Annotated in this window: 12 protein-coding genes; 3 read left to right on the forward strand and 9 right to left on the reverse strand. The window is 65.9% G+C overall.

Annotation, left to right across the window (positions count from 1 at the left end; translation table 11 throughout):
- Nucleotide 1: 1 nt before the first annotated feature.
- The 7 genes from QQX13_RS07325 to QQX13_RS07355 form a co-directional block, all read right to left on the reverse strand.
- Complete coding sequence (locus QQX13_RS07325; RefSeq protein ID WP_301152947.1) at nt 2-424, reverse strand: hypothetical protein; 423 nt, start codon at nt 422-424, stop codon at nt 2-4.
- Nucleotides 425-776: 352 nt separating this feature from the next.
- Nucleotides 777-1,301, reverse strand: coding sequence for a hypothetical protein (locus QQX13_RS07330; RefSeq protein WP_301152948.1), 525 nt, complete (start codon nt 1,299-1,301; stop codon nt 777-779).
- Nucleotides 1,302-1,762: 461 nt separating this feature from the next.
- Complete coding sequence (locus QQX13_RS07335) at nt 1,763-2,269, reverse strand: hypothetical protein (protein WP_301152949.1); 507 nt, start codon at nt 2,267-2,269, stop codon at nt 1,763-1,765.
- Nucleotides 2,270-2,375: 106 nt separating this feature from the next.
- Complete coding sequence (locus tag QQX13_RS07340; protein ID WP_301152950.1) at nt 2,376-2,648, reverse strand: hypothetical protein; 273 nt, start codon at nt 2,646-2,648, stop codon at nt 2,376-2,378.
- Nucleotides 2,645-4,033, reverse strand: a complete 1,389-nt coding sequence (locus tag QQX13_RS07345) for an arsenate reductase/protein-tyrosine-phosphatase family protein (protein WP_301152951.1) — start codon at nt 4,031-4,033, stop codon at nt 2,645-2,647. Before QQX13_RS07345 ends, QQX13_RS07340 begins: the two co-directional genes overlap by 4 nt.
- A gap of 157 nt (nt 4,034-4,190) precedes the next feature.
- Nucleotides 4,191-5,123, reverse strand: coding sequence for a nucleotidyltransferase family protein (locus tag QQX13_RS07350; RefSeq protein WP_301152953.1), 933 nt, complete (start codon nt 5,121-5,123; stop codon nt 4,191-4,193).
- 1 nt (nt 5,124) lies between these two features.
- Nucleotides 5,125-6,609 (reverse strand): tyrosine-protein kinase domain-containing protein, encoded by a 1,485-nt coding sequence (locus QQX13_RS07355; RefSeq protein WP_301152954.1) that lies wholly within the window; start codon nt 6,607-6,609, stop codon nt 5,125-5,127.
- Between the two features lie 1,207 nt (nt 6,610-7,816).
- Between QQX13_RS07355 and QQX13_RS07360 the strand changes: the two genes are divergently transcribed.
- The 3 genes from QQX13_RS07360 (at nt 7,817) to QQX13_RS07370 (ending at nt 10,550) form a co-directional block, all read left to right on the forward strand.
- A complete protein-coding gene (locus QQX13_RS07360; protein ID WP_301152955.1) occupies nt 7,817-8,305 on the forward strand; it encodes a hypothetical protein in 489 nt (162 codons plus the stop codon).
- Nucleotides 8,302-9,537 (forward strand): MATE family efflux transporter, encoded by a 1,236-nt coding sequence (locus QQX13_RS07365; protein WP_301152956.1) that lies wholly within the window; start codon nt 8,302-8,304, stop codon nt 9,535-9,537. The genes QQX13_RS07360 and QQX13_RS07365 overlap by 4 nt, the downstream gene beginning before the upstream one ends.
- Before the next feature lie 83 nt (nt 9,538-9,620).
- Entirely contained in the window at nt 9,621-10,550 is a 930-nt protein-coding gene (locus QQX13_RS07370; protein ID WP_367305455.1) for a glycosyltransferase family 4 protein, read from the forward strand.
- 255 nt (nt 10,551-10,805) lie between these two features.
- Here QQX13_RS07370 and QQX13_RS07375 read toward each other — a convergent pair whose 3' ends face one another.
- Both QQX13_RS07375 and QQX13_RS07380 read right to left on the reverse strand, forming a co-directional pair.
- Nucleotides 10,806-11,897 carry a glycosyltransferase family 4 protein gene (locus QQX13_RS07375; RefSeq protein ID WP_301152957.1) on the reverse strand — a complete coding sequence of 364 codons (1,092 nt, stop codon included), beginning with the start codon at nt 11,895-11,897 and terminating at the stop codon, nt 10,806-10,808.
- A 2-nt stretch (nt 11,898-11,899) separates the two neighbouring features.
- Nucleotides 11,900-12,499 (reverse strand): acyltransferase, encoded by a 600-nt coding sequence (locus QQX13_RS07380; protein WP_367305454.1) that lies wholly within the window; start codon nt 12,497-12,499, stop codon nt 11,900-11,902.
- Between the last annotated feature and the right edge of the window lie 47 nt (nt 12,500-12,546).

Here is a 12,546-nt window from a genome sequence, read left to right on the forward strand (position 1 = left end):
GTCAGGCGACGGTGACGCGGCTCACGGACGGCGCGTGATCGGGTCCAGCATCGTCCACCGCCGCCGTCAGCACGATCTCCCGGCCGGCGATCCGTGTCCCCGGCTCGAGGCCGAGCCGGGCGGTGATGCCGGCACTGCCGCAGTGCCCGAGCGCGCCCCGGTAGGTGAAGGTCGCGCGGCCGAGGGCGGCGTCGACGGCGAGGGTCCAGCCCTCCTCGGCACCGCGGTCGAGCACATGCCAAGCGGAATCGGCGTCGAACCACACGCCGGGCGCGTCGAGCGTGAGGGTCGCGCGTCGGATGGGCGTGCCGTCGGCGGACTCGTAGACGATGCTCGCCCGGAGCAGCAGCGCCGTGGCGCCGTCACCGGCCGCCTCCATCGCGGCGATGTCGGACAGGTGGAGCTGGCCGATCGGCCGCTCCACGTGCGTCGAGTCGTGGGCGGTACCGCCAGTGAGCTCTCCGTCGACCCATGCAGTTGGTGTCGCAGCCGCCGCACGGCGCGGCTGCCCCTCAGTCAGATGTGCGTCCACCGGGCCCTCTCCCGTAGTCAGGCCGGACGCCCCCTCAGGCAGACCGGCCATCGTTGTGCCTGACAGGTGAGAAATTACCGCGTCATGGCGCTCGCGCGACAGCACGAGTGCTCTACGTCTCACGCGGGAACATCAGGGGCGATTCGCACGAATGGGACCGCGGGAGGTGCTCCGCGCCGTAGATGCGCGAAGGCCCGCGGACCAGTCGTGGTCCGCGGGCCGACGCGCGGGTGGAGCTTCTCGGCTACTTGAAGTAGTAGAAGCTCGTCGGGAAGCTGCTCGACTTGCCGTCGACGGACACGGTCACCAACACATCCACCGTGCCGGGCGGGAGCACCAGCTCGTGGTCATTGACGTTGATCTTGAACTTGGTCACGGAAACCGTGCCGGAGTTGTCGTAGGCCTTGTAGGCCACCGCCGTGAACGTGCCGTTGGTGGTGCCCTGCTCCGAGATGGTCCACTTCGAGCTGTTCTCGGCGACCGCGTCGACCACAGCGCCCTGCGGCACATCGAAGACGACGGTCAGGATGGCGTCGCCACTGAAGGCGCCCACCACGGTTGCGTCGAGCTTCAGCTCGAAGTTGTCGCTACCCTGACCGTTCTGGTCGATGATCGCGTTGGTGATCGTGACGGTCGCGACCGACGCCGCGGCCGGCGGCGATGCGGTCGCGATCAGGATCGCGGGAGTCGCCCACGCAGCGCCCTGGACGACGCGTCGGCGCGAAATCGAGCTATGCGCCTTCGGGCGCGCAACAGTGTTCTCAGTCAAGGGGGGACTCCTCAGCTTGCGGCTACCCCTCAGCGGGCACCTGGCGAAAGGGTAGCCACACAAGCCGCCCCGTGACGAGCACATTTGCCTAAGCGTTCCGCTATGTCACGAGATGTCGCTTTCGAGCAGCGCGATCACGGCCCTGACGATGCGTCGCGCACTGGCGCTTCCGGCGCGCCGAAGGTGGGCTCCGGCGCCGCCGGCGGAAATGCGGCGAGAACCAGCACGGTCGCGAGGATCATCCCGACGATGATGATCGCCCATCCGGGCGCCCCTCCGTGCTCACGGGAGATCCACGGCTTGTCGAGCGAATGCTTCCGTCGTGCGTGTCGATATCCCATGAGAGCGCCCCCGTGTCCCGCACTGATACGGGAGGACTCTATTCGGACATATCGGACGTTTGCCAGACCCGCCGGGAAGTGTTTACACGGAGTTCACACGGGGCGCTCCGGGGCGCCCGCCTACACGGATTGGCCCGCCGAGGTGCCCTCTGCCGCCACCGAGACCGTCGCTGAGAAGTTTCCGTGGCCGCTCGCGCCGACGGTGATCGCCAGTGGCGCTGTCGACGTGGTCGACGAGTTGAGGGTGCCCGTGTACCGATAGGTGAAGGTGTGCGTCGTCCCAGCGGTAGACGAACCCTCGTACGTCCACACGGCGGCGCCCGCGGTGATCGTGGGCGCCGTGGCGGTCGATGGGCTGCCGACCGAGATCCTCACCCTGATGTCGGTGATGGGCGCGTTCGCTGCGAGCCCAGTGCCGGAGACGACGATGTTCGAGATGTGGATCTGTCGGCCAGGACCGCCGTCCCACGTGAACTGGGTGGTGGGGGTCGGGACCGCGATCTGGCTCGGTTCGTTGATCGAAGCCGCTGCCGGCGGGGAACCCGTGGCGATGAGGATCGCGGGGGTCGCCCAGGCGGCGCCCTGGATGACGCGCCTGCGCGAGACTCCGTTGGTCTGCTCCGTCATGTCGTCCCTCCATCGGGTGTGCGGCTGCCCCTCAGCTGCCGGTCAGTTGCTCCAAGGGTAGGGATCAATTGACCATGTGACAAGCGTCACATCGTGAGCGTGCGCTCTACTCAGATATCGACACAATCCCGCGTTCCTGAAGCGCGGCCACCACCTCACGCACGGCACTCGAAGAATCGCCCCCGTCGGGAACGCCGAACCGCTCCTCCAGGACGGCCGTCAGCCGGGCCACGGAGATGCCCTGGCGGCACGCCAGTGCGGCGGCAGACGCCAGAGGAGACAAGAGCGTCACGTCGTTGCCCGCCAGCACCAGCACCTGGCCGTCACGCTCGAGTACGTCGTCCCACGCCGCAGTCACCAGGGCGTCGTCGGGGATCACGCGGCGCCCCCGATCAGGTCGGGCATCAGCGGGAGCACCGTCCGCACATCGCTGTAGGTCAGCCGCGAGAGCCCGCCTACTGCATCGACCAGGTCGGACAGCGCGTGAAGCTTGCCAGGGATCTTGGACAGGTAGGAGAGCTGCTCAGCGAGCATCGCGATCCCCTCCAGATGACCAAGCGGCGCGAGCGTGGGAACGTCCGGGCCGTCCGGTCGCCGGTCGAGGATCACGAGCCGCCTGAGCCTCAGCGGCACGTCAGGCAAAGGCGCGAGATCGAGCGAGTCCGCACCCCACTGCTCCTTCACGTGGGTGAGCGAGTCGATCACCGAGAGCGGCTTGGGATATGGCAGCACGGCGAGATCGGCGCCGATCGCCAGGGTCTCGTCGGTCACATACCCGTAGTGCGCGCCGAGCGTGCGGGACAAGGTGGTCTTGCCGGTCCCGGACGGCGCGACGAATCCCACCACCGACCCGTCGGGCCCGGCGAGCCCCGCCGCGTGCAGCATGATCAGCTGTCCGACACGCGCCTCGATCGCGCGCACCGTCACCGCAGAGCTGAGGAAGTGAAGCGCAGTGTCGACCGAGTCGTAGGCGAGCGCGCCGTCCAGGCGGGCCTTCGCCAGGAATGCGGGGTCCGAATCGACCACCAGGGACACGGAGGCCTCCGGCTCGCGTCCCGACACCACGCATCGCCCCCACGCCCGATGCCCCGCGTCGGAGAGCTCCTCTAGCGCCGCGCCGTCGCAATGAATCGCCACCGCGACGCCAAAGGCGTCGACGATGCACGACGGCTCACGCCCTTCGTACCCCTGCCGACGACTCGGCACGATCGCCGCCCAGATCTCGGCGATCCAGGAGGCAGCCTCGTCGATCGCCGCTCCGAGCAGGTGGATCCGCTGCTCGCGCTCGGCGTCCACGGGAAGGTCGAAGTCGTCGGGGACGGAGGCTAGCCGCCTGCTGAATGCCAGCAGGTGCGGATGCTCGGCCAGCGGCGCAGCGAAGGCGATCCCCTCGTAGAGGTGCGCGATCTCGGAGAGGGTGAAGGCGCGGGACTCGGTGCGAGGGAATCGGGTGACCACCTCGTCACGCTCGTCGGCGGCCCCGCAGATGATCATGTCAGCGGCGTCCACCATCGTCGCGGAGAGGGAGCGGGCCCGGAAGCCATGGGAATTGCCGTCGTGTCGGTCAATCTCGGCGGCCGCCGCGGGATCCATGCGCGCACCGTCGTGGGCGCCGAGCCCGGCGGAGGTCACGCGAATGACGTCCTTCGGGATGCCGTGGCGGGCCAGGTGGCGGCGGAGCAGACGCTCGCCGACTGCGGAGCGGCCGGTGTTGGCCGTATCGACGATCAGGACGCGGAAGGCGGCATCGATTCCCAAATCCATGTCAGGCTCGCCCGCTCCTGCGCTTGGAGACGGCTCGCCGGGCGACGCGCGCGGGCGCGCTTCTCTCGAGCGCCATCGGTCCCCTCACGTCTGGTGTCCTCGTGCGTCAGTGTAGGCGAGAGCTATCCGCGCCCCAGTGCCGCGGAAGCGTGTCTGTTCATGACCGAGGAGATCGTTGCGTCAGTGCACGCGCGCGTGACAACCCACGGGGCAACCGCGCGAGTCCGCGGCCCAGCCGCGCGAAGCGGGCCCCGAGGACCTCAAAGCTCGACGCATGGTCCAGACCGTAGGTCGATACGAACTCGTCGCGACGAGGCCAGACGATGCGCGCCAAGGCAACTACTCGGGCACTCCCTCGGCTCAAGGAGAAATCTGCCGCCGCGCGCGCCTCGAACGGCCCCGCGCCGGCCAGAGCAAGATCCCACGCGAGCTGATCCGGCTTCGAGGCCCGAGCCTCGGGGCGTCCGAGCACAGGCGCCATCGCGTACGCCGCTCCAGCGCTGTCAGCAAGTTCCGCGAGTTGGAGTGCCTCGTCGTCGGCAAGCGCACCGATCACCGCCCGACCCGCGCCGTGCGAACCGTCGATGCTCTGTCCCAGTGCACCCGAACGCATCGCATTGAGCGACTCCACCAAGGCGGTGCCCAACCTGTCGGGCGCGTCAACCACGCACCCGGCTGCGTCGAGGGGCTGGCGGCGCTCCCACAGCACCTCGAATGCGCGCGCTGCACCCTCGGTGAATCCTGGAAACGTGTGATGCAGATCTATCGAGACCGGCCAGCCCTTGTGGACCAACGTTTCCGCGTGAGGCGCTCTCGCGGTGTCACCGCCGGAACCGACGCTGGTGGTCCATCCCCAAGCGCCGAGCGTCGCGAGGGCGGCAAGTGCATCGTCGGGGTGGACCAAGACGTCCAGGTCGGCTGAGTACTTGGGCTCTCGGAGCCCACGTACGTCGGGCACCGCACCCTTGATCAATAGATACTTCACGCGACTTGCGGTGAGCGCCGTGCCGATACCCGCGGCAAGCAGCATCCACTGGTCCCGCCGCTGCACCGTGTCAGGCGCTGCGGACGGCGCGGCCCCCGGCTCCATGTCAGTGCTTGGCGCGGTGCTTCGGCTGCGGCGGGGGGACGATGCTGTCCCAGCCCTGGGTGGGGAGGCTCGTCTTGGGCTCTTGCGCCTGCGGCGCCGCCGGCGTGGTGTCGCGCCGCGGCGCCCTGGGGTCGGAGTACTCATAGTTGTACGCGTACGCGTACTTGTCCTTGTGGGCACCCTTGCGAGGCACGGCGTCGAGGATGAGGCCGAGGGCGCGGCCGTTGACCTTGTCCAGGGCCTGCAGAGCCTTGTCGAGCACGTCGACGGTCGTGCGACCCGCCCGCGCGACCACTACGGCACCGTCAGTACGAGCGGTCAGGATGGCCGCGTCGGTCACCGGGATCAGCGGAGGGGTGTCGACCAGCACGATCGCATCCTCCGGGAAGGAGTAGAGCAACGTCCGCATCGCTCCCGACCCGAGCAGCTCCGATGGGTTCGGCGGGATCACGCCGGCGGCCATGACATAGAGGTTGTCCGTGGGGCCGTAGGGCTGAAGGACCTCTTCCGCCTTGACTCGACCGACAAGGACATCGGTGAGGCCCGCGCCGTCGGGGAGCCCGAGGTTCTTTGCGAGGGTCGGGCGGCGAAGGTCGGCGTCGATCAGCACCACGTTCGTGCCGGACTCGGCGATCGCCTCGGCGAGTTTGTAGCTGACGGTGGACTTGCCGTCGCCGGGGAGCGAGCTGGTCACGACGATGACCCTCGGCGGGTGGTCGACGTCCAGGAACATCAGGTTGGTGCGGAGCTGCCGGACCGCCTCCTTCATGGCGAAGTCAGAGGTGGAGCGAACAGGCCCGAGGCGAGCGACGCTGTCGTCGAACGGCAGGGTGCCGACAACCGGCAGATCGAACTCCCGCTCGATGTCCTCCGCAGAGCGGAGCCGGCGGTCGATGGTCGCCTTGACGAGCGCGTAGCCGATGCCCAGTGCAAGTCCGACGAGCAGGCCGAGAGCTACGGCTAGCTTGGTGTTGGGACTCGACGGTGCGCCGGGCAAGCCGGCGCTGTCGAGGGTCTGGAGTTGCACGACCGTGGTGCCACCGTCGCCGCCGGTCTCGATGTCGGCGACGGTCTGCGTCATGCCGGCGATCCACGCCTCGGTGAGGGCCCGCGCGTCCTCGGGCGTAGGGCCCGTCGCGCTCACGCGAAGCACTGCGGTGTCGAGCGGGTTCGAGACCGTCACCCGTGCGACCAGCGAGTCGGGAGAGGCGTCGATGCCGAGCTCCGCCGCCGCATAAGCCCCCACCTGGCGCGACTTCGCGATGTCGAGGTAAGACTTCACGCGCGACTTGGCATAGTTGTCGCCGACAAGGGCGTCGCCGAGCGACTCCGAGGACCCGGTGGTGATGATCGCCGAGCCGGTCGAGGTGTAAACCTTGGGTTGCAGGAGCGTCCAGCCGAATGCGAGCGCACCGCCGAGCACCGTGGCGAGCAGGATCGCCAGCCAGTGCGTGCGGAACACGCGCATGTAGTCCTGGAGCTCCATCTAGTGCCTCCCTATCCCTCAGGCATACTGGTACGCAAGTCTAGGCGGCACCACCACGGTGCTAGGACCCGAAAGCGCCATTCACGCGGCGACCCGACTCTTGGTAAGGACGCGAGCGAGGCCTCTAGCGCCGCGCGAGTCTCGGCGAGCCTTTGCCGTGGAACCACCTCCATGGGTCGCATGCGAGAGCCGTCGGCGCGTGCATCGACCCGCTCGCGCTCGGGGTCCACGCGCCTTACTCCAGGTTGTCACCTCGGCAAGTGCAGGAGGCGGCCGCGGCAACGAGTGCCGCGCCGGACCCCGATCTAGCCGCGGACTGACCTCACTTCACCGGACTTCCGGCGCTGCGTACGCAAGCTACAAACGCGCGGGCCCAATGACTGCTATCGGGCGCTCCGAGTAGCTCCGGACTTGGGCAGTGAACTTTTCAAAACGCGGCAGTATGTCGATGCATGCGCACCGGGGCTGACGGAAGCCGTCGGTCCGGCGTCGCACCCCATGACGGTATAGTGCGGAAATCCCCAAGGTCGCGCGGATGCGTACGCGCGAGTGCGCCGAGCCCGCCAATAGATACAGCTCGATGCAAAGGTTGCTGATGGCGAGACAAAACGATGGTCCTGGCGCCACGCGGGGGCGGCGTGTGCTCATTGTCGAAGCACAGGTCTCCGGGCATCGTCTGAACTATGTCCGGATGCTCGTCGAAGCGGCGCTCCAGTCTGGCGATTCGGTGACGCTCGCCCTCCCCTCGGGCGCACTCGACAGCCCCCAATTCCAGACGTTCCTTGGGAAGTTGGTGGCCTCGGCATCAGTCGTGCCGCTTCCAGAACATCGAGCATCAGCGCTAGCCGAATTGGCCAAAGCGCGCGCTGCAGATCTCGTGGTCATACCGGAGGGCGACGCATGGCTCATACCGCTACTGCGAGCCGTGCCTCATTCAGCGGGAGCACGCTACCGTCTTGTCATCATGCGCACACGGTCAGTCGCCAATAGGCGGCGCCTCTTGGCACTTGCCTTCGCAGGTCTCAAGGGAACGCTAATCGGGATCGCAAACATATCGTCGACTCGCGACGTTTTCGTACTGCGCTCAGCGGGGGACACGAGGCGGCGTTGCCTCCCGTCCATTGGCGATCCGATCGAATGGTCGGCTCGGTCACTCTCGGTCGAGCAAGCTAGGGAACAATCGGGGCTGCCTCGTGAAGGAATCGTGGTGTCGGTGCTCGGCGCGATCTCCGAGCGCAAGAACATCGTGCTCGTAGCTCACGCAATCGCGAGTCTGCCGATTGCTGCGACCGTGACTCTGCTCATCGCAGGCAAGTTCGATGACTACGCGCGCGCCCAAGTCGGAGACATCCGGAACCTTGCCGCAGATAGCGGGTTCCGACTTGACGTCGTCGACCGCGTGCTCGAGGAGTCGGAACTGGATGCGATGATCCGCGCATCCTCATGCGTGGTGATAGCGCACTCAAACAACGGCCCGAGTGGCCTGTTCGGCAAGTGCCTCGTAGCGGGAACGCCGATCGTGGCCGCCGGCGCGCGATCACTAAGGAGGGACGCTCGGGAAGCTGGCCGAAGTCGGGCAACCTGGACGAAGTTGGAGGCCTCCCACATCGGCGACGGGATCGCCATCGCCATAGGTCGACCGCGCCCAACGCCAGGCCACGTCTCATCCGACTTCACGGACACATTGCTTAGATGAAGTCGTCGCTACGCGGTGCAGAGTCCATTAGCCGGCAAGCGCTCTGGCTCGTCGGCTCGACAGTCATCGCTCAAGCCATCTTCGCGGTTGTGTATCTCCTGGCGGCACGCGGCGGAACGCCTGCGGAGTTCGGTGCCGCTGCCGCTGCCGCAGCGCTCGGCACCGCAGCGGCTGGCTACATCGACTTCGGCTCAAACGCGCTATGGGTCAGAGAATCCGCGCGCGGAAAACTGCGGCCGACGACAATCGCTTCTCTCGTATTGAGCAAGAACATAGTAGCCGCGACGCTTGCCATTGCATGGATAGCCGCCACTCTCACGCTGTTCGCTGATACTCCGCTGTGGGTCGCGGGAACGAGCGCGTTCGCGCTCGTTTGGAGCCAGACCTGGCAAGTGCCTCTTCGGGGCGCTGCACTTATCGGCAGAGTTTCCATAGCTGTTATCGCAGATCGTGCAGTAGCGCTTGCCGTGCTCGGCGGACTCTTGGCGTCTGGACGTTCTGTGGCAGTCGCCTTTGGTGCGGCGCTTCTGATTGGCCCCTTGGTCTCCGGCTTTGTGTGTTTTTGGCTCACCCCACGGACTATTCGCCCGAATCTCGCTCACTACCGCTTCACGGTGCCCTGGCGAGGCTCCGCCGCTTACGGGCTCTCATCCGCAGCTGTAGGGAGCCAATCGCTGGACATGACAATCCTTTCGGCCGTGTCGTCGACCGTAGCAACCGGCTCGTACGCTGCGGTTAGTCGGTGGACGCAACCTCTGGGCATGCTTGCCAATGCATTCGCCTCTGTGTCAGTTCCCCATGTCGCAGCGGCGCCGTCGTGGAAGTCCGCGATCGAGCATGCCCGAAAGTCCCTCTGGCTGCTCGGGCTCGGCATAGCCGGATCCATCGCCCTCGCATTCGGTGCACCAATATTGGTTGAGTTTCTTCTGGGGCCGGAATATGGGCCGTCAGCCGCTGTCCTTCGCGTGCTGGCGTTGGCGATGGTCCCGGCGATCGTGAATCAGCCCATGGCGACATTCCTCCAGGCCCGCGGCCGGGACAGGTCCGTGTCGGTCGTAGTCGTCTGTGGGGTGGCGTTGCATCTCGCGCTCGTGGCGCTCCTAGGTTCCAACTTTGGCGCACTCGGTGCCGCTGTGGCGTTCCTCGCAATGCAATCGGCTATTCTCGTAGCGCTTGGGTTCCTGATGAAGCGCGGAGCAAGTTCGATGGTGGAGGAGTCAGGTTCAGTTTGACCAAGGTAGTTCAGGTCCTGCTCAGCCCTCGAATGGGCGGCGCCGAAGCGATCGCAGACGCACTTCAATCGGAGTGGCGAAAAATGGGTCTGTCGACGGATACGATCTTCGTAGATACAGACCAATCGCTCGGCACGGGGCGGATCAGGCGCTTGACGCGAATGCGCGCGGCGATAAAGGCCTACGGGCCTGACCTCGTTGTCGCGCACACCGCTACCCCGGCGTTCTACGCTCGACTTGCGGCTCCGCGGGCAACTTCAGTGTTCTGCGTGCTCCATAGTGCGAGCGATGATTTTGCGTGGCCGATTCGCCGCCTCGCTGAGAGGTTGCTCCTACTTCGGACTCGCGGAGTGATCGCTGCTAGCGAGGGTCAGCGACAATCGTTTGCGAGGCACTTTGCTCGTTACACGCGCATACGCGTCATTCCACCCGGCGTCCGGCTGAACTTGTCAGCAAGAGCCGTGGCAGGCGATGTTCCTTCCCGGGTAGTAACGCTCGCGCGGGTGGCCGAACAGAAGAACCCTCGACTCTGGTTGGAAATCGCACGTGGACTTGCTAGCGAGGCCCCAGAACTGAAACTCGAGTGGTGGGGCCCGCTGTCATCTGACGAACCGGAAATGTCGAGAATAGTCGATGAGATGCAGCGCACTGAAAATGCGCAGTACCGCGGTCCAACAAGTGAACCAGAGACGGTGCTCAACGCCTGCGACTTCGTGTTGCACACTGCGGATCGTGAAGCTCCGGGCCTGACGATCATGGAAGCCGTAGCCGCGGGCGTGCCGTGCATCTGCAGCGAAGACGCAGCGAAGTACCTTCCACGTGGGATCCGACCGATCACTTTCGTGACGGGTAACGCAGAGTCAGCACTCGCTGCAATCCATGAGTTGCGCAGTTCGTGGGCGACCGTCGCACAGGAGTCGATCGCCGCAGCCGGACCAATTCGCAGCGCGTACTCGACGCGCGCGATGGCCCGTGCCTATCTGGACGCTATGGGCCTGCCCCCGAAGACGTAAGTGCAGGTGCCCGGCGCGACACCTCCATCTCCCGCTGGGTACCATCCAAGCGTCTCAAGAAGCTGAATGCGGTTTGAAAGAAGCGGTGTCGGGTGGAGATGTATTCCACACGTCTTGTACGCACCACTAGGAACGAGCGCCCATGTGGTTGCGCCCCGCGCGCATTCGGGTGCGTAACCGCTTCGGAATACAGCGCGGCGCCGCGCGGGACCACGCGCGACAACCTAGCTAACTGTCGCTCGCATCGTCTGCCTCTTACCGGATAGCGGCAAGCAACGCTGCGGCGGCGGGCTCCAACCCGTACCTAGATTGCGCCCTCTCTCTTGCGGCGCGACCGCGCCGCACCGCCTCACCCGGATCATTGAGACACGTGCGCATCGCTGCGGCCAACGCTTGCACGTCTTCCCGCGCGAAGTAATAGGCATCTGGACCCGCGGTCTCCGGGAGGCCGCCGACATCGGCCGCGATCGTTACGACACCGCGGGCTGCAGCCTCAAGCGGCGGGTAGGGAGCCGGATCTTCCCAACGAGCCGGGTAGACAAGCGCGAGGGCCGACTCAAGCGTCTCAAGAATCTCCGCCGGCGTTCGGCGTCCTACGAAGTCCACATGACCGTCTAGTCCCAACTCGGTGGCAAGTGCCCGCACATCTGCGAACGCATCGCCGTCGCCGATGACGGAAACCGAGAAGTCTCGCCCCTCTCGCGCCAGGACAGCGCTTGCTCGCAACAGAAGATCAACGCCCTTGTCTCGAACGACGCGGCCGACGAACACGAAGCGGAACTCGAGTGCGGAAGACGTCCGGGCTTCATCGGTCTGCGACGCGCTCGCGTCGAGATCGAAAGGGTTCGGCACGCCGACGACCGCCGAGCCGGCCTCGACAGCTCGTGCGGTGAAGTCACTGCAGGCGAGTCGCGTCGGCACTATCGCGAAAGTCACGAGGCGCATCGTGAGCCTCGCGTACGCCCGAGCACCCGCAATTGGGCCGCGAGCCATCAAGTACTCATGCCAGATGTACACCAACTCGACTGCAAGCCTTCTCCGCCACCCGACGGGCGCAAACGTGTCCCGTGTCGACAGCCAGAACGGCCAGTGGTACTTGATGGACACCCGCTTGCGCGCAAGTCGGGCGGCTATCGCGAGCGGAAGGTCGTTGCTGTTGAGGTGGACGTAGTCCACGCCAGTCATCGCCTCCAGCCGCGTCCTCAGCGAATCCGTCTTTGAGGACACGACGCGAACCTCCGCGCCTTCACATGAGGACAGCGCGCGGTCAATGTTCGCGACGTACGTGCTGACCCCCGAGATTTCCGCGCCATGCGGATGCTGCACAAGAACTACCGGACGCGCCATTCCTAATCCTTCCGGTCCAGGTTCGAATCTGAAACGGTTGTCCTGCGTCGAGGTCCTCGCCACGCAGAGGCGGACGATGCGCGCTTCTGAGCAGGCGGCAAACTGGCAACCCTCTGCTCAAGAGAGTGGAGATGTGCTTGGCGCGCCTCTACCGAATCGAAGCGGACCGAGACCGCGCGCGCCGGATTGCCCGCGACAATCGCAAACTCATCCACGTCGTTCACGACCACGGACCCTGCAGCGATGATGGCTCCCGCTCCGATGGTTACTCCGCTCAGAATGGTGGAACCCCCGCCCACCCATACATCGGCTCCGATAGTCACTGTGTCGCGCGGCGAAGGCGTCCTCTCACCAATCCAGGTTGACTCACTAACTGGAACTCCGACGTCCCTTATCGCGTGGTCGTCACGCCCCACAATCTGAACGCCCATTCCAATCAGTGCGTAGTCGCCTATCGAGCCATTGACCTGAATTATGGACCTCGGACCGACTGACACCGCGCGCCCGATCTCAAGTCCGTGCGGGGATGAGACGACGCAACCCCTGCCGACTCGGAGATCGTCAAAGTAGACGAGATTCTCGTTGAGCGCGAGCCGTCGCATCAGCGCTCTCGCTCCACTCACCAGCGGGCCCGGAAGGCCGGAACGCT

The organism is Demequina lignilytica, assembly GCF_030418375.1.
GTDB classification, from domain to species: Bacteria; Actinomycetota; Actinomycetes; order Actinomycetales; family Demequinaceae; genus Demequina; species Demequina lignilytica.